The sequence below is a fragment of the Chitinophaga barathri genome (assembly GCF_003807585.1).
Classification (GTDB): domain Bacteria; phylum Bacteroidota; class Bacteroidia; order Chitinophagales; family Chitinophagaceae; genus Chitinophaga; species Chitinophaga barathri.
The window spans coordinates 29437-46222 of record NZ_RMBX01000011.1; the positions used below are offsets into that span (position 1 = coordinate 29437).

Below are 16786 nucleotides of genomic sequence, written 5' to 3' on the forward strand. Positions count from 1 at the left end.
GAAATATGATAGTACTCAATTGAGACTAGGATTCTTCCGGCATGGTCGTGTGCCGGAATTTCTTTTTGGATAGGACCACAAAAACGAAGTAAGACTTATGAAAGGTATCTTGATCAATCCGGCTTTAAGGACAGCGAGAATCGTTACTTTAAATTCAAAACCAGGACGAATGGTTAGAAAGGAAATTTCAAATTTGTTGAAGTGGAAGCGGATAAAGTGTGGCTGCATTTTTGAAAGGGATCTATTGATGGTAGACATTTCTCATAAAAAAAATGGGCAACATGCTTTCATCCTGGACGGATGTAACGACGAATTGCCGGTTTTTGGAAGCGCAATGCTGGTAAGCCGCGATATGGAAAATGATGTGGCCTCTGATTTGGATGAGGTTAAGACCAAACTACTTTTTTTTGATAAGCGCTATAGTCACACGATCAAGTGGCGTCTGGAAAAAAGGAAAAGCCCTATTCCCGTTGAGGAAAGGGTTATGGGCTGGCCAGTGAAGTCTGTGGATTTGTCACGTAGTTTTAATGAACCCTTTACTTCTCGCGAGCATCGAAAGTTTATTGCTGAGCTGAAAAGGAAATCAGGACGGTAAACCTATATTTGGTAATATTGATTTCTGTTACGAAATTAGTATGCTCATTTATATGATCATTTATCGTTATGAAAGGTTTGGTTATTGTTGCCCTAGTGTTATTCCCTTTTTCGGGGATAGGGCAGAAGGCATATAAAGCGGTATTTTTCAACGGCAAGTTCAATAATGTGCAAATAAGATTTACACTAGCTGACGGATACCCGGCGGCTAGTGAGCTTCGCACTAAGAATTTGAAAACAGGGGTGTCAGAACTTTTTATTGCTGAAAAAGGAGTTTTGGGTGAGAATCAGGAACTTGCTTTTTATCCGGCAAATGAGAATGGCAATCGCAAAGATTTTTTTGTTGTTAAAGAACTTCAGGCCGCTTTCGGCATTGATCTTCCTCCAAAGATCCGTGTGGTCCATCATCTTAATGGAGTGCAGACGGTTTTTATCCTCAAACGGGTGAAGCGATGATCTTATTTAACTGGCGTATTCGATGTGGGCCATTTCTTTGATCTCGTTAAATCCTGCATTACAATATTTACAATTGTTTCCGGAGGCACACCTATAAGTTGTGCGATCATGCTGAGCTCCTTCAGGGAAAACTTTGTCTGGTCAGCCATTTTTGAATCCAGGCCATCCTTGTTTTTATGCATGTCATTTGCTAAAACTGAGCGCGGAATGGTGTCAAAAATGTCAGCCAGCCTTTTAATGTGGCCGCCTTCGATCAGTTTGAAAACAGTTTGATAACGCTTGTCTTTCATTTACTAAAGCAAAATAGATATAGATTGCCCCTTCCTCATAAAAATTAGTCATTTTGACCATTAAAATGTGTCAAAATGATGCATTAGTGTAGTCATATTGTAATAATTATTTGTCATTTTGACTAAATTCAAGTATCTTAAAGACACATTTTTCTCATCGTTTCGTTACATTTTTGTAGTTTATGTTCTGATCAGACCCATAAAAGACAGCTCTGAGCTATTTTTTAATGAAACCTTTGAGGTGTATGCTCCAGGTTTAGGCGAATGTACATGGATACGGACCCATGATCAGATGCCTCATCATAAAACAAAGATTGTAAGCACCATTAAGTGTTGATTCTCAATTTTTTTTCCATGGAGGTAAAAGCAAAAATTCTGCTTGCGGAGGATGATTACAATTTTGGCCTTGTTTTGAAACAGCGTCTTACGGAAGCCGGATATGAAGTGACGCACTGCTCAGATGGCGATATAGCTTGGAAATCATTCCAGAAGTCAGTTCCTGACATTTGCCTCTTTGATATCACGATGCCGAAGTGTGACGGATTAGACCTGGCAAAACAGGTCCGGCAGCGAAATGACTTGATCCCCATTCTTTTTTTGACTGCAAAAGGCCGGGATGAAGATAAGATCAGTGGTTATAACCATGGTTGTGATGGTTATATTACAAAACCCTGTAGTATTCAGGAACTCATATTGCGTATTGAGGTCTTTTTAAAAAGAACCCGACCACTGAATGCTGATAAAAAAAAGGTATTTCAAATAGGCCATATTTTTTTCGATTATAATGACCTGAAAATTCAAAACAGCAGGGGAACAGCGTTATTTACACTCACACAAAAGGAAGGTGATCTGCTAAGGTTTTTTTGTGAAAATGTAAATAAAAAGCTGAGCAGGCAGGAGATTTTATATAATGTATGGGGGAAGGATGATTATTTTATGGGACGCAGTATGGATGTGCTTCTGGTGAAGCTCAGGAAGGTTTTAGGCGTGGATACTCAAATAAAAATCATCACCTTTCATGGGGCTGGATTTAAACTGGAAGTGCCGGAGGGCTAACTGAAAGCCCGTACTTCATAAGTAGCTTTCGCGCCCGAGGACACACCTGCGTATAAAAAATTGTAGTAGCGAGTAGTGTCATTTATACTCCAGTCAATATTTCCTTTCATGATTTGGAGCAGCGCCTCCAGGTATTTTGAAATTTCAAAATTTAACGGAAATGTGGCTTTTAATTCTTTTGAGCGCATGATCATTTCTAAGACATCGAGATTATGAATTTTCACAGCCTCATCGATGGCTTCCTCAAAATTCAGTTCTGACGAATTTTTGAGTAACAATACAAGGTTATGAGCACCCCCATGTTCCAATTCTTTTGCCAGGCTGAAAAGGTCATTCGCCCAGCAAACGGTATTTCTGCACAGTTCGGTTGCCCTGATAAATTGAATGTTTGTTTTTATTTCCTGTGACAAATTCAAATAAGGATAGGCAAATTCAATGGCATCAGTCGCAATATTCGCAGCACCAAGGTACTGCCGCTCAGTCATATATTCATGAAGGCTGATCCGCTTGCCACTTGCCAAATTATCATTTTCCCAAAAAGCGGCTTTATACATTTGCCATAAGCTCGTTTGAAATTGAGCCTGCCAGGACGAAGTAGAAAGTTCACGCATTTCCGCCCATAAATCGGTCAGCGCCGCTAACGGAGGGTTGCCGTCCTGAAAGGTATATTTTTTTTGCCCGGCAACGACGGCCATAAATTCGCCTGCGAATTCACGCCAAAATTCGGCGTTCCTGAAATTTTCTACATGATCCAACTGATCGTCTGAAATAAAAAGAAGGGTATAAAATTTACTTAGTATCTCAAGTCTTGCCCTGGAAATTGCCGGGTAAAACCTGCTGGTCATGTGTACAAAACCTTGCTGTTGGTAATGAATGATTTCGGATTCAGGTAATAAATTATAGTTTCGGAGCCACGACGAAATTTTGGGAATGGTCTGGTTGACGAAAGGGGAAATGAGCGGCACGGTAGGGCAATATAATGCGGGGATCTGGATAGGCTCCATCAAGTAAAGTTATCGGGTTACGAAATTGGAGATGACTGTCTGTATGTGTCTTTGAACCCAAACATAAACAAAAGCACCGCGGCGATGCCGCAGGGTTCCAGATTAACAAATACAGTTGGTGTTTGGTTATGATACAGATTTGTGGAGTTCTTTGGGCGAGAGTAACCGCTGAATTTCCCGGCTGATCTGGCGGTAACCGGCGAAGGGCTTTAATATAAAACCGGTAATATGTTGATCGTAGGGCTTAAGGTCTTCGGGATGGATTTTATTCCCGGAGGTCAATATGAAAGGGATTTCCCTGTACTCCTGGTCATGTCGCAGTGAAGCCAGGAGCTCAAAGCCACTGAATTTTGGGAGCTCAATATCAGAGATGATCAGGTCCGGTCTATTCTCCCTGATCGCCCGAATGGCCTCATAGACGCTGGCAAAATCCCTAACCAGGATGCCTTTGCTCCGCAGTATTTTGGTGAGTAGCATCCGCTGCATGGTATTGTCCTCAATGAGTAGGATATCACTACCGGAAAGATCAATTTCCTGGTTGTTTGGAATCTCGAAAGCGCTTGCAATTTCGATCGGAATCGATACACGGAACGTTGTACCACCCAGGCCAGGATCGCTTTCCAGTGACATATCTCCCCTGAGCGCCTGCTTCATGTGCATCGCAATAGCGAGGCCAAGCCCGGTGGATTTGAACGCCTGGTTGGGGGTGGAAATAAAAGGTTTGAAAATGTCAGTGGCCTGTGCTTCCGGGATTCCAGGACCGTCATCTGTTATCCTTACGATCAGTTTTCCCTCCTGGTCGAGTTCCGCGACGATAAACACAGTTTCTTTAGCGAACTTTACCCCATTCATGATCAGGTTTTGAAGCAGGGTAGTTAATTTTATGCGGTCGGTGACGATCCATTCGGGGGCGGAAGAATAATCAGGATATACGGTCACCTGACCTTTTCTCAGTTTCTCAAATGCCTTGGTGCCATGGAGCCAATCGTGCAAATTTATTACAGACAAGGTGATTTCGTTGCCTTTTCCAGCCTGAATGAGCGACCAATCCTGAATTTCATTTATGGTTTGCATCGCAGAAATTGCTGCGTGATTGGCAAATTCATACTCTTTGTTTGTCAGGACAAGGCTTCCGTTTGGGGTGAGATTTGCAGATTCCAAAACCAGGCCCATGATTTGAATTGATCCGCGTAATTCATGGGTCGTTCCTTTTATAAAGGAATCCTTTTCCTCCATTGCCTCGCAGATCAGCTGCTCGTTGTGACGCCTTTCCTGGGTGTAGGTATAAAGGAGGGAAGCGGTAAGGAATATGATAGCGAGATTGGATAAGATGTTCATCGTCCGTATATTCTGCATGGTCAAAGTTATGGGCTCGACGATTTTGGAATCCTGTATGATGAGAACAGCTATAACCATAAACACGTTCAGTGATACTGCGGCTGGTAGAAGGTAGACGTTGCTGAAAAGCATAAATGCGGCCACCAGGAGGAAAACCACGTAGGAAGTAAGGTTAGTTTCGGGGCCGAGCACCACGCAAAAGTAACCTATGGCCAAAGTATGCAGCAGGTAAAGGAATGCGAGTGCAAACCTATGTTTTTTGTGAAAATTTAAAAATGGGACAGACAAAAAGAGTAGCCCTTCTAAGATAGACGGTATCGTAATTACGCGATGAGAAGTTTCGCTTCCGAGCAGTGGTCCGAAAATAAGTGCAATGAAGCCTGTAGTAATTGCAAGCAGATTTACTGCGGAAATAATTCTTTTCTTCTGCTGCCTAGCGCCGGGATCTTCGGCAGTAAGGGGGGTATCTCTTAACAAATCTTCAAAAGCCATAACACTTCGTAATGAGTAATAGAAGCCAGTATCGAATCCAAAGTAGGCAGAATACTGCTCTGATAATGTTAATCAAATGTGAATGGAACGGTTATTTCGACAAAGATGTTTGTATAGAAATTTGTGGTAACACATTACCTGTTAAGGATTCTCGGCATACAGGTACACAAGCGTAGGAACTAGGGTGCTGAATTTTTTTATAACGAGATGTTAACAGCAAGCCGGTGTATTATATTTTGGTTTAGTTAAGCCAGCAGAAGATGCTGGCCTATTTTATTTTCGAATCACAAGGTGTTCCCGGCGAGGATCGGCCAGCATTTGACTGATCTCCATTTCTGCCATTTCTTTAATGTCTTGAATGACCTGCTGATAGTTTGCCTGGATCATTTGCGGATCAACCTGCCGGATAATCGGGATCTGCTGGTAGCCAGCTTCCTCCTGGTTGATGGCATCATAATCCGTCATCAGCTCACAGTCGAACGCCTTCAATTCAACTTTTTGTGCCGGGAGATCGGACAGCACACCGACAAATTGCCCGGAAGATAGCTGTGAAATTTTCGATGGCGGAACGGCATAATCGAGTTGTTTGCTGCGGCTGACGGACGTACCGGAATCGCTGATGGAGAGGCTTTCCCTTTCCTGCATGATCTTGCCAATTTGTTCTGATAGTTGCTTTGCGGTATCGCCGGTTTCCTGCCCGGCAATCAAATTTCCGGCGATGGACATGATTACGTCAGCCATTTCCTTACCATATTCCCTGCGCAGCTGATGTACAGACTGCAACCCTAAAACGACCGCATTGAGATTTGCCCGACCGGTGGTACAAGTTGGCAGGATATCCACTTCCAGGGTAGGGAATTCATCCAGATGCACCATGCAGGGTAGCTTATTCTTCTTATTGATGACCTTCAAAACGCGGTTGGTGAAGAGGGAAAGAACAGCGCCGTATATCTGCGTTTTTTGTGGATTATTGCCCAGACATAGAATGCGCGGGTGCTGAGGGTCATTGATTTGAAGGTTGAAATCACTGCCCGTAAGGACATAATATAATTGTGGGGAAGCCAGCCGTGCAAGCGCAATCTTTGCACTTGCGATCTGTCCTTCCAGTTGTTCCATGACATCAGCGAGGTAGGCATTCAGAAATGGATTTACGAAAGGCATTACCTCATTCGCTATTCCACTTTGTAATAAACTAAACAGGTCATCGTACTCCAGCTGGATAAATTCTATAACATGCGGAAGGGTACAATATATTCCATCCCGGTATTTTCGGAGAAACCAAATGGCTGCCGTCACAAAGTTTACAGCTGATTCCACGAAAAAATCGCCCTGTTTAGTCCGCCACTGTTTGTTTAATCCTAGTAGTATCGTCCTTGCAGATTCAATGGCATCGGTAATGTCCAGCATGTTTCCCGGCTCCAGAGGATTACCCCGATGCGACCTGGAGGGATCATCGATGTTGATGAAAATGCAATCAGGCTTTCCGGGAAAGCGATGTTTGTTTTTGAGGAAATGATTGTAGGCAACCAGGGAAAGATCAGGAAATTTGAAGTCATAGACCAGCATGGTGAAGGGTGTTGGCTTTGCCAGCCCCTGTGATATAAAAAAGCGCAATACCCCGCTTGTCTTTGCTGATCCTGCCGAACCTGAGACTAAAGAGGTTCGGAAAGGCGCGATAATATTCAGCCAGCCTGTCCGCCATTTGTTTTTCAAGCGGTATTTCATGGGCAGGTTGATGGAGTATTCGTTGTCCAGACGCTCTTCCTGCTGGGGGAAGGTTTCGCTTTCGTGGTTAAAGATGTTTTTGTTGCTGAACCGGCTTTTAATGATGCGTGAGAGCAAAGTGCCTCCGCTCATACAGAGCAAAAAACCAAGCGATGAGCAGGTGATGTAGAGTAGTGCCAGCTGGTCGGCTGCTGCTGAAACATAGAGTGCAAAGTAGCTGGCGAAGTACAGGATCAGGCCACTGATGAGGTATGCAAGTGCAGTTTGATAGTTCAGTTTTTCCGATTTGCGACCGCGAGCACCCAGGAGGGATATCCCTAAGAATGCCAGTGAAACGAGCTTAGAAAAGTGAAAGGATCTGAAGAGGCTGGTATTACTTACATGTTGCAATAACCGGTCACCGAAAGCCGAGGTGAGCCCCCATAATTCAAAAACTGTATATAAATGATAATAGAAATGAAGGATAAGAATTACGATACTGATGAACCTGGTCATGTCCAGTATTTTGCGAAGCGCCTGCTCGTTTTCGCCGGTTTGGTGTGCCATAATGGTTAATAATTAGGTAAATGATGGTTTCGTTTTTTCTTCTTTCTCTTTTTGCCGCGGAGTTCCACAGGCGTGTAGGAGGATACGTATTCACTGGAAGAGAGGATTTCCCAGAGGTCGCGCTCGGCAGGTTCCTGCTGCGTATTGATCTGCGGCGGAGCGGGATAGAGAGCGGGATGACCGATAGTTTTCCCCTGGGCGATGAGCGGAAATCTCTCTGCGATGGCGTTGGCGCTATATTCTTTTCCCAGGTCGCTGCCATTGAACACGCACCTGGTTTTATGATCTACATAGGTAATTCCATATAGCCTACCGCTTTCATTTATGCGTGCTGTCAGATCGACACCGGATCTTTTCAGTAACTTTTTAAAGTCGCGGAAATAGGCGCCCGGAGTTTTTTTAATGGATAGGGCGATTAGGTATTTCAGCCGTTCGGCATGGGGTATACGTTCCTCCCGGTTTGGGTTGAACCGCTTGCGGATGTTTTTGAGCGTCGGTTTGAAATGGAAGAGGCTGGCCTTGATCGGTATACCAACCGGCTGCCCGGCAGCGTCCAGGATGCGGTACTGAAGGCCCTGATGAGCGAGTATTCTTGAATCTGCGCTGCCGGTATCCGCCTGAACATTATAAAGATTGAGAACAGCATTGAGCTCTGCAATTGATGTGTATTTGTAGCGGTATAATATCGACTGAAGCACGTTATAGATCGCCCTTCTGGTTTCCGTTTTTCCGTAGATTACCTTCGCTGCATCCACGGGTTTTAGCTGAAAAACACTTCGTTTGTGGTCCTCTGCCCGCACCAATCCGTACCGTGCCTCGATGGCTTTTCGTGCGGTTTCAGAAAGGGTTTTTCCTATGTTTTGCGTGTCGATCCTGCGTCCGTTTGCACCCACTTTCACGGTAACAATATGCAGGTGCGGGTGAGTGGCATCGTGGTGCCGGTAGAGCAGGTATGGCTGCTGACCAAAGCCAATGGCTTCCATATATTCAGCTGCAATTGCCCGGATTTTTTCATCTGCCACGGCCTGTTCTTCCGGGCTGGAATGCTGCCTGAAAAGGTGCTCATCGGGAGCAAAGTTCAGTGAAATATGTACGCTGTTTCTTTCGACTTCCGGGTTCCGTTCGGCCATACGCAGCAACACTTTCAGTCGGTGGCCCTGCCCCATGGCTTTAAGTTCCATCGGGTAGTTGGCAGCATCAAGGAGCGTGGCAGCCGGTATTTTCTCCCCTTTTTCGCCTATGATAAAGGCATCCAGCTTGTTCTCGTTATACAGGAACGTACTTCGAATGGAGTAGCCGGTATTGATCACTGCAACCATACTGAAACGGATTGATTCATAAAATCCTTCATCGTTTCGATGTCACTCAGGAGTTTCCGGCGGTCCTGTTCGTAACAGGATAACCAGGATTTATACTGCGCGTCCTGATGAAGCAGGTGTAGCTTATGGACGGCCTGGTTGTAGTTATTGGCAATGCCATTGAGGGTTTTCAGCAGCTGTACGAAGTGCTGCATCATGTCCTCGGCGCTTTTGTTCCGCACACCTTTGATCATCGGCTTCGCCAGCAAAATGTTACGGGCGTAGCTGCTCAGTCTGCGTTCTGTAGTCTTTTTGAAACTCTCCTGTAAGGTTAAAAGTTCAGCGTCCGTAAGCCTTACGTGTACCCATTTTGTCCTGTTCTCTCTCTTCATTTCTTCAATTTCACGGTGGACGGAATGTTAATAAATGCCCCCGACTTCGGAGGTAGGGGCATCAATCGAAATAGGTTGTGATACAACCTGACATCTTGCGGGATTCCGCGAAGTCAGGATATCCCCCTTTTTTTAGAATTTCTCGGTATATATTCCGGTAATGCTGGAATTCGTTTATTGATACGGGAAGAATTACAGAGAAAATCATTGAGGTCATCGAATTTCCGGTAGAAGTAGCTTTGATCTGCGTAACAGGGATTTTCCTTTATGAACTGTTCGGTAATCCTTCGTGCGGGAGTGTTGCTATCCAGGTATAGTTCGACGTGCTTGTATGTCTCCATGAATGGCCGGGACTGTTCAAAAAAAGACAGGCTGTTCAGGATCAGGAAGTCCTGGGGTGGAAGTTTTGAAAGCTGCATCAGGTGCTGGTAGCTCAGGAAGTCAAAGAATCCTTCGAACACTTTCAGGGTATCTCCGTTCTCCGCGTTCAACACCGTCACGGCCTTCGGTGCGCTGGAGCCTTTGAAGTATTTATTTCTCAGTTCAAAGCCCCCAGCAGAGTTTGCGAAACCGACGGCAAAGTTGTGGCGGCCCAGCAGCTCAAAATGAACTTCCTGACAGTACCGTTTGGCAAGTTCAATTGATACCTGTCTGCTGGAAATGTACTGGAGCAAGGCAGGGTGTTGCAGCGGAAGTGTTTCGAACACCTTTATGGCCGATTGTTCAGCAGGTAAGCCTGATGTCACAGGTATATGCTGCTGCGGGTGAAAAGAAAAGTCATTTCCCCAGTTGGAGAGCAGCTCAGATACTGAGCAATTGAAAAAGCGCGTTGCGAAATCGATCAATGTTCCCCCGGCGCCGATACTATGGTCATACCAGGTGTTCAATGCAGAATTAACTTTGAAAGAGGGGGAGTTGTCTGGGGGATTCAAAGGAGAATGATACCAGTGGTTTGTTCCCCTGCTTTTTTGAGGATCGGGGTAGAAGCCCAGGCTTGCCAGGAAATCTACCATGTCAATTTTTTTAAGCTCCGCACAGGTAGGCTTGTTGTTTCTGAATTCCATATCACATTTTCATTTTCACGTCAGTGATACGAAGCTAGGCAAGCTGCTGTACAATACCTTGACCCCCTCAAAAACTAAGGAGGTAAAACAGGGGGCTTTGTGATACCTTTACTTCCGTGAGTTTGAATAATAAAAAGCGGAGGTGAAAAATGACAAGTAGTGAATTGTCCAAGGTATACGATACCTTAATGTGCGGGCCGGGAATGAACGACCCGGTGAAGTTAAATTATCAGCCCACCAGAAGGTTCGTGCTGTTGCTGAGCCAGGTGATTGAGCAGGCAGTCAGGCGCGACAAGCAGGACGGTGAAACGCTGCTCGCGTATATTCCAGGTGAAGCCGAGCAGTTGCTGGAGTTTTCTAATGACTGGCTGGAAAAAGCAGGAATGAAGGCGCTTGCCGAAAAACTCAAAGTTTTGCATAAGTAAAAAGACGAAAGCCGCACGCTCGCGGCTTTCGTCTTAAATTAGCGGACAGGGATAAATAAGACAGTAAACTCATTCGTGTATTTCTAAAACTTTGATTTGATCTAGTCGATCTGCACAGTATTGATTCTGGTAATCCCTCTGGAATGAAATGAGGAAGCTGCGGGAATCCCGGGCAAGGGAATCCGGTATTCCACCGGCGTAAACCTGGAGGGTGAGATAAGGATAGCTGCCATTAGAAACGCCGAAATCGCGATAGAGACGATCCAGGAATTCGTAATCATAATATCCGTTGCGGGGTTCCTCAAAGTTGCTTCGTATACCCTGGATGACAAGCAGGGATTGCTGCTTTATCCCGCACCGTTCGACTTGCTGGACATGAGCCCAGCCCTGATAAGTGGTAGGCGGGGGGCAACAATTAGCGCTTGGCTCAGGAATAGGTGAATCTCCGAAGAGTAATGGATGGGTACACCCCGTGAGGAGGATCACCACCAACAATGTCAATGCTTTCATGGAGGGTTATTTTAACGAACGGATAACAGTTTGCCTAGCAGGAATCAGGCAGGCTGTAAATCATACCAATATCTGCCTCAATATTCTGTTAAAAGTTTGAGACGACCAACACCCTGACTATGTATAGTCTATGGATAGTTTTCGGTTGCGCTCGTAGTTCTTAATAGCTGTGGCTTTGAGCAGTTACACAAACAGGTTTGTATTTTTTTCGGTTAACTAAATATTAACAAACCGGGTCTTATTTCACAGTATTTTAGGGCATGGAATATTTTAAAATTAGATGATATAAAACGTCCTATTCAAATTTCGGCCCCGTTATTTTTGACGGGGTTTTTCATATCTGTTCTCTACCTCAATTGAAGCAAACACTTATGTCATTTCCACCTTTAACAGCAAATAACAAATCGAAAATTTGGAGATAGTAGATTTGCCGCGGAAATGCTGTAAAAGAAACGGCAGGAACACCGGAATGATTTGAATAGCACAGTCCTTTTAATCTTGAAGGGATTCTCTTCCTGCTGTTTTAAGGAACGGCATTTCCATGATTGTTAAATTTGGAAGTTAATTTATAAACGGTCCTACTTATTCATGAGAGGAGATTGTAAATTCATAGCAAAAAAAAATTCAAAGGGAGCGGCGAACGCCGTCCCTGAAGCATGAAGGGGCGGTGTTCGCCGCTTTTTTTGGCAAACACCGCATTTTGTAAAATGATGCTATCTTTTATTATACCATTCCAGAAGGAAAAGAAAGACGCCGCCGATCATGAGGCAATTTGCTACCCATAGAAATAGCCAGCTGAATATGCTCACTAAGAGATTGACCGTATATTTTTGCGGTTTGCTCCATGAACGTAAACGGCGGTAATAATTGTACCGTCCTACAAGGTAACGCAATACCAGACCAAAGGCCAGCAGGATAATACCGTACCATTGCACTGAGCTTATTTCCATGATCGTTTCCATGGCTTCAAATTTTAATGTTCAAAAAGAAAAATTACTGCCTCGGTAAATTTGCGATCGGGGTGCTGAATTACAGTCACGTATTGAAGCAGGCAATATATCATTACTGCGTCAATGTTCCGGCCGAACAGGTACTTTGCAAAAAAAGTGGCTTTTGCCGCAAGCTGATCGGCTTCCGCGAGCCTTTCATTTGCCAGATTCAGCGCCTCCAAAAAATCGTCGTACGAGAAGGAGGGCGGAAATTCGGTGTGTGTTGATTCCGGCCGTTCGCGAATGGTAACAACCATGTCCGTCAAAAACCGGACAAGGGCGGGCATGTGTTGCGGAAACCAGCGGTGAAGGAAATAGCCTTTCTCGCGGTTTGGGAGATTATTATAACTTTTCATTGTGATGCGTTTAAAAAGGTGAATAGCAGGGGGATTGCCCCCCGCTGTTTAATTTAACATCAGGGCTTTGTGTCCGCCTGCGGCATACTTTTCGCAGAGGTTGAAAGCGTTTCTCATGTGTCGCTGTCCACTTCCGCCGTACAACATGGATTTTAGTTTAGATTCATCGTTTCGGTAGTTGTGTACGTTTTGAAAGTACCCAGTGACCGCATTGTAAGCCCCGAAAACAGTCCCTAATGTGGTGTCCATTAGTTGGGATTGGCTTGTCTTGGCATAAGTATAGACCTGATCGCAGGTGTTCAGAAAACGGGCTGAAATTTCATCCCTTTCATCGGTTTTCAGGCTTTCAAGTGTTTCCTTGTTGGGAGCCATGGCCAGCTGAATGAGTTGTTTCAGTTCGGGGTCTGAAATTCGAATTTTTGCCCAATGGTTATACCGTTCCTCTGTCTCCTGGGTAAGGGTGCGGGTAATATTGAGTATGCGCTTTGCCTGCTCTAATCGTTGTGGCAGGTTGGCGGTATGCATGAGGTGTATTGCATTGGTAGGGTTCAGCATATTGGTGCAAAATGGCCGCACTGGGGTATATGCCAGGGAGATACATTTTGAACCATCGTGTGAAGTGCTGGCAAAAAGGAACTGGTCGATTTTATCATCGCGTCCGATGCGGATTTCTTTGGGTAATTTTGCTGTAAGGTAGACGTGTCGGCCTCCGTCCACAAAACCGGCATAATCAAAACTTGCGTTTGCCCCAATGATGTTGTCAAAAAAACTAAATATATCGCTGTTTTGCCAGCACTTGTATTTGTCTGTCACTACTCCTAGTGGCTGGTCGCTGTCTGTTCTCACTACAGCGTGAAATTTCGGAATTTCGATTTCCGGTATCATGATGCCATCGGTTGGATATTGGCCGAAATTTTCATTATTGTATGTGAAAATAGGGCGCTTTTCAACGGTGAAGTCCAGACCGGCGTATTCTAATGCTTCCGCGCTGTTTTGGCAGGCGCTTACGTCCTTCCCTATACGTTGCCATGGTATAACGCTGCCGTTCCTTTGGCGGGATTGTCTGCTAATGTTCATGGTGTTTAATTTTTAAGAAGTGGAAAAAATGCTCCCCTGCATCCTACAGGGGAGCGGAGGAATCTAGGCGGCGGGCAGTTTTATTTCTGCTTCGATCTCTACCAGTTTCCCGCGGCAAAGGCTTTCGACGTATTTTGTTACCGCTTCAATGACAAAGGTGTTTCTGGTTGTCCAGCTGTGGCGATTGTCATCTTTAATGGTGATTTCGCAGCCCATGTATTCGCTTTCTCCGGTTCCGTCTTCACTCTGTTTGATTTTGAAACTTTCCAGCTGATCGATTACCGCAATGAGGTTAGTTCGTTGCTGTACTTTTTGGTGAAGGCGATGCACCACTTTGAGCGTGTTCTGTAATGGATTCGCCGGTGCAACTTCCTTTTTTTCCTTCCCGGTGGTTTCCATTGCCCCGCCTTTAGTTGCTCTCATGGTGGGTTTGGCTGTTGCGCCGTTTGCTGTTCCGTTTGCTTTGGCAGCTGTTGCTGCGCTGTTTTTCGCTGTGTTCATTTTTTTTCGTTTTTGTTGTTAAAATTTTTTTTTCTTTTCCCCAGCTTTTTTGAGATGTTACTATCCCCGTTTCAGGCCGGTTATCAGAAAGCAAGTGCAGAACTGGCCCCGAATTGTGCTGGTAAGTCCCGAAGGGTGGCTGGCGGGAACTTGACGGCGTAGCCCCGCCAGGCCATTAAGGAAGCACTTTCGGGAACTGTTCGTAACTTAGCTGCACTGTAACCCGGTCCTGTTACGGGGATACAGCCTCAAAAAGCGGGGAAAGGAAAAACAGATGGCGGCAGCCCGGCCGCAGGATGGCAATATTCCAAACATTGGTAGATCTGGAGAAGGTGTATTCAGAATGTATAGGCACCAGGGATTTTGCAAATCTGAATGCTAATATGCCATAGGGAGCCGCTGCTTGTTTTCAATGCGAGGACAGCCAGGTGAAAATCACTTTCCCTGGGACGCCGAAAAAAATCATTTTCTGTAAACTAAATGTTCATTAATTTGTTAAAGAAACCAGAATCAAAAAACCAACAGTGCATGGCTTCAATCCGAGACAATAGAAAAGATGCAGATTATTTTCTGGAAGGGATTAATATGGTGTCTTCCAACCTTGTTCAAACCAGGAAGAACCTTAAAGAAGAACACCCGATGTCTTATTATTCTCTTTCCGATGGGCTTGACTGTCTTATCAGGTGGAGCTACTGCCTCGACAAACCGGTAAAGGAGCTTCTGGAGCCATGTAAAGAGATGATCGACGCTTACACACGGTCTATCCTTCCAACGGATGACAACCGTTTCGGAGGTGGTCTGATTTATGGCGAGGTGCTGAATATCTGTAGCCTCGGTGTATTGTTGGACTGTGGGGAAGAGTTAAAGAAGTTCGCTGACCGGTTGCAGGTGACGGGATTTAAGGATGATCTGACCAGTTTCCTGCTGAGTACCATGGTTCCGAACAATGGCTTATCAGGCAAATTGAGGTGGAAAGGAGATAAAGCCTGTCAGAAGTTGATCCAAATCAGCCAGGCAAACAAGGAAGATGCGCAAACAGGCCTTCTGGAATACCTTGATAATATTTATTATACCAGGGCCAACATGGAAAGTGATTATAACGCGCATAAAAAGGAAGGATATCATTACATGGGATACTTTAGTTTTGAGAGCGCAGCAATCGTAAAGATCATGGGATTAAACGATGAGCGCATTCAGCATAGTCCCTACTATCCTGCGGACCTGATTCACGGTGACCGGCCCGGTTTGGGTGAATTATGGAAAATACCACCAACCATCACGCCGGTGCAACAGTTTCCAATTATTAAAGAAGAGATGAAGAATAAAAGCTGGTGGCATTTTTGGGAATGAAAAGGAGTAGGCTCAAACGAATATGTTAACACCGACTTAACTTCAAACTTCATTTTTTTAGAATAATTATGTGGTATGAAGTTGGATATTAAACTCGAAAACCACGATTCGTTACAAATTCAAATGGCTGGAGGTCATATATTGACAATAAGAACTCATGATGATCATGAGTTCAGCATCACCAGTTCCTCGGAGGCATTATGTGCCATTTCCTCCGGTTCCTGCAATGTGCTCAATTTCAGAACAGACACGAACCGATTCGGCCCCATTCCAGAAGTAAAGAAACCTAAAACTGTGGCGGGGAAGGGAAGCTCAGGTGTCAATAGAGGTCCATACAAAAAGAAAAAGCAACAACAACCAGCTGGCGGAACAGGAGGAAATAACCAAGGTGGTGTAGAAGTGGCAAACGCTGACGGCGCTGAAATCCCTAATCCTCAGCAGAACGGGGAGAGTGCCTCACGTAAACTTACTGAGGTTACTGCTTAACTAATTCCCATTTCTCTTTTTTTACGAAGTTCGCATGACGGATTTCGGGTTTGGTTAAATCTTTAGTGACCAACACACTGAAGGGGGTAATGTTTTCGTAGGCAATGGCGTACTCGACCCGGGCTTTTTTTTCGCCGTCATCCGAAATGTCGTTTATCCCGCTGATTGCCATGTCAGCTACTTTCACCATCCGGACCTTACCGCTCTGGTCTTCTTCCGGCATTCCAAGCAGGTAGCGTTGTCCCTTTTCGGTAATGGCTATTACCGGACTGCCGAGGTCCGTCATGCTTTTTATTTCAGAAGTCGTTACCAGGCCGGAATCAACCAAACCGGCATCTTTTACCCGATCTCTCATGTTCTCATCAGCAAGGTTAACCCTAATCTCAAACGGCTTTGGATAGCCGAGCTCAGCCTTCAATACCGCGGCGGCCTCCGCCTCAGTTAGTTTTGTAGAATTTTTACATGAGAAGACCAGCGCGACGAGAAACAGAAACACAATGTTTTTCATACTTGTACAATTTGGTTAACGGAAGATCCGGCTATTAAGCGGTGACTGAATGCATATAATATTAATACGCATTTAATCCCCTCAGTATTATATAAATATACTCATTTTGAGAATTTTTTTTGCCGAGCGAACGACATTTGCCGAAACCGATGTATCTTGAGGCCGTTCCCCGGATGAGTGAAACATAACCAAATGAGAATTTTCGGGCTGAACTGCAATAGCGCAGATAACATCATACATGCTTATCCCTGTATACCCTTCATCGCTGATTTGTTGAGCCCCTTTTTCTCCAGTGTTGGCTCGTGGCAATTACCTATTTAATTTTATTA

The 16786-nt window shown here is 44.8% G+C and carries 19 protein-coding genes; 6 read left to right on the top strand and 13 right to left on the bottom strand.

The genetic code is table 11. The features are described from left to right. Positions 1–97 precede the first annotated feature (97 nt). Both EG028_RS19190 and EG028_RS19195 read left to right on the top strand, forming a co-directional pair. Positions 98–595, top strand: a complete 498-nt coding sequence (locus EG028_RS19190) for a hypothetical protein (protein ID WP_120517942.1) — start codon at positions 98–100, stop codon at positions 593–595. A 68-nt stretch (positions 596–663) separates the two neighbouring features. Beyond that, positions 664–1050 carry a hypothetical protein gene (locus EG028_RS19195; protein ID WP_120517943.1) on the top strand — a complete coding sequence of 129 codons (387 nt, stop codon included), beginning with the start codon at positions 664–666 and terminating at the stop codon, positions 1048–1050. A 2-nt stretch (positions 1051–1052) separates the two neighbouring features. Here EG028_RS19195 and EG028_RS19200 read toward each other — a convergent pair whose 3' ends face one another. After that, on the bottom strand, positions 1053–1340 hold the full coding sequence (locus EG028_RS19200; protein ID WP_120517944.1) for a hypothetical protein: 288 nt from the start codon (positions 1338–1340) through the stop codon (positions 1053–1055). Positions 1341–1694: 354 nt separating this feature from the next. Between EG028_RS19200 and EG028_RS19205 the strand changes: the two genes are divergently transcribed. Further along, positions 1695–2396: a response regulator transcription factor gene (locus tag EG028_RS19205; RefSeq protein ID WP_120517945.1), complete on the top strand. Its 702-nt coding sequence runs from the start codon at positions 1695–1697 to the stop codon at positions 2394–2396. On the opposite strand, the gene EG028_RS19210 is transcribed toward EG028_RS19205, so the two are convergent. The 6 genes from EG028_RS19210 to EG028_RS19235 form a co-directional block, all read right to left on the bottom strand. Next, on the bottom strand, positions 2393–3400 hold the full coding sequence (locus EG028_RS19210; RefSeq protein WP_120517946.1) for a terpene synthase family protein: 1008 nt from the start codon (positions 3398–3400) through the stop codon (positions 2393–2395). The two genes, EG028_RS19205 and EG028_RS19210, sit on opposite strands and share 4 nt — an antisense overlap. A 126-nt stretch (positions 3401–3526) precedes the next feature. Further along, positions 3527–5230, bottom strand: coding sequence for an ATP-binding response regulator (locus EG028_RS19215; RefSeq protein ID WP_120517947.1), 1704 nt, complete (start codon positions 5228–5230; stop codon positions 3527–3529). Between the two features lie 273 nt (positions 5231–5503). Beyond that, positions 5504–7501 carry a conjugal transfer protein MobC gene (gene mobC, locus EG028_RS19220; RefSeq protein WP_120517948.1) on the bottom strand — a complete coding sequence of 666 codons (1998 nt, stop codon included), beginning with the start codon at positions 7499–7501 and terminating at the stop codon, positions 5504–5506. A gap of 5 nt (positions 7502–7506) precedes the next feature. Beyond that, positions 7507–8820 (bottom strand): relaxase/mobilization nuclease domain-containing protein, encoded by a 1314-nt coding sequence (locus EG028_RS19225; RefSeq protein ID WP_120517949.1) that lies wholly within the window; start codon positions 8818–8820, stop codon positions 7507–7509. Further along, positions 8808–9191, bottom strand: a complete 384-nt coding sequence (locus EG028_RS19230; RefSeq protein WP_120517950.1) for a plasmid mobilization protein — start codon at positions 9189–9191, stop codon at positions 8808–8810. The genes EG028_RS19225 and EG028_RS19230 overlap by 13 nt, the downstream gene beginning before the upstream one ends. A gap of 113 nt (positions 9192–9304) precedes the next feature. Beyond that, on the bottom strand, positions 9305–10255 hold the full coding sequence (locus EG028_RS19235; protein WP_120517951.1) for a toprim domain-containing protein: 951 nt from the start codon (positions 10253–10255) through the stop codon (positions 9305–9307). A gap of 149 nt (positions 10256–10404) precedes the next feature. On the opposite strand from EG028_RS19235, the gene EG028_RS19240 reads away from it, so the two are divergent. Continuing rightward, positions 10405–10680, top strand: coding sequence for a hypothetical protein (locus EG028_RS19240; protein ID WP_123864722.1), 276 nt, complete (start codon positions 10405–10407; stop codon positions 10678–10680). A 69-nt stretch (positions 10681–10749) separates the two neighbouring features. Here EG028_RS19240 and EG028_RS19245 read toward each other — a convergent pair whose 3' ends face one another. From EG028_RS19245 to EG028_RS19265, 5 genes are all read right to left on the bottom strand, one after another. Further along, positions 10750–11190, bottom strand: a complete 441-nt coding sequence (locus EG028_RS19245; protein ID WP_120517953.1) for a hypothetical protein — start codon at positions 11188–11190, stop codon at positions 10750–10752. A gap of 713 nt (positions 11191–11903) precedes the next feature. After that, positions 11904–12152: a hypothetical protein gene (locus EG028_RS19250; protein WP_120517954.1), complete on the bottom strand. Its 249-nt coding sequence runs from the start codon at positions 12150–12152 to the stop codon at positions 11904–11906. A gap of 11 nt (positions 12153–12163) precedes the next feature. Then, positions 12164–12535: a hypothetical protein gene (locus EG028_RS19255; protein ID WP_120517955.1), complete on the bottom strand. Its 372-nt coding sequence runs from the start codon at positions 12533–12535 to the stop codon at positions 12164–12166. Between the two features lie 48 nt (positions 12536–12583). Further along, complete coding sequence (locus EG028_RS19260; protein WP_120517956.1) at positions 12584–13612, bottom strand: DUF932 domain-containing protein; 1029 nt, start codon at positions 13610–13612, stop codon at positions 12584–12586. A 63-nt stretch (positions 13613–13675) separates the two neighbouring features. Next, positions 13676–14113: a hypothetical protein gene (locus EG028_RS19265; RefSeq protein ID WP_120517957.1), complete on the bottom strand. Its 438-nt coding sequence runs from the start codon at positions 14111–14113 to the stop codon at positions 13676–13678. 528 nt (positions 14114–14641) lie between these two features. Here EG028_RS19265 and EG028_RS19270 point away from each other — a divergent pair. Continuing rightward, the gene (locus EG028_RS19270; protein ID WP_162946572.1) at positions 14642–15463 is read left to right on the top strand and encodes a PoNe immunity protein domain-containing protein; all 822 of its coding nucleotides are present in this window, start codon (positions 14642–14644) and stop codon (positions 15461–15463) included. Between the two features lie 75 nt (positions 15464–15538). Further along, positions 15539–15949 (top strand): hypothetical protein, encoded by a 411-nt coding sequence (locus EG028_RS19275; RefSeq protein WP_120517959.1) that lies wholly within the window; start codon positions 15539–15541, stop codon positions 15947–15949. Here the strand turns inward: EG028_RS19275 and EG028_RS19280 are convergent. Then, the gene (locus EG028_RS19280; RefSeq protein ID WP_120517960.1) at positions 15939–16457 is read right to left on the bottom strand and encodes a hypothetical protein; all 519 of its coding nucleotides are present in this window, start codon (positions 16455–16457) and stop codon (positions 15939–15941) included. The genes EG028_RS19275 and EG028_RS19280 overlap by 11 nt on opposite strands. Positions 16458–16786: the final 329 nt, after the last annotated feature.